This window comes from Bacillus salacetis, assembly GCF_003581585.1.
GTDB lineage: Bacteria > Bacillota > Bacilli > Bacillales > Bacillaceae_B > Rossellomorea > Rossellomorea salacetis.
Window position 1 is genome coordinate 1 of the sequence record NZ_QXIR01000093.1, and the last position, 517, is coordinate 517.

Annotated in this window: 1 protein-coding gene; it reads left to right on the forward strand. The window is 42.9% G+C overall.

Going from position 1 to position 517, the window contains the following annotated elements; all coding sequences use genetic code 11:
* Nucleotides 1-107: 107 nt before the first annotated feature.
* On the forward strand, nucleotides 108-517 hold a 410-nt coding region (locus tag D3H55_RS23745; protein ID WP_240628771.1), incomplete at its 3' end, for a transposase family protein.

Below are 517 nucleotides of genomic sequence, written 5' to 3' on the forward strand. Positions count from 1 at the left end.
GGCTCTATTATATTTGTTGGGGTAGGTTTTAAGGCAAAAAAATACACGCAAGCTCCTTAATCTTTTACACTTGAGTTGACTAGAAACAAGACAAAGATAGGAGTTGCGTGTACATGCATTTTAACATGGTTTTACCTGGATTAGAAGAGGTTAGAATCTTGAAAGCGGAGGAAATAGGGGAGGCATACCACCTTCATATTGAATTGCCCAAAAGGAAACATAAGTGTCCTGCTTGTGGTGATCAAACGACCAGGGTACATGATTATCGTCTTCAAAAGATTCAACACCTTAAGCTCTTCGAACGGACTACCTACTTGTTCTATCGAAGACGGAGGTACAGCTGCCATTGCGGGAAACGCTTTGCCGAAGATAATCGTTTTGTCCAACGGTATCAACGACATACCATTGAATGGAACCAAGCCTTGGGCCTCCGGGTGATTCAAGGAAAGAACTTCAAAGATACAGCCTGCCAGTTCCGCACATCTCCGGCGACAGTAATAAGGAGGTTTGATCATAT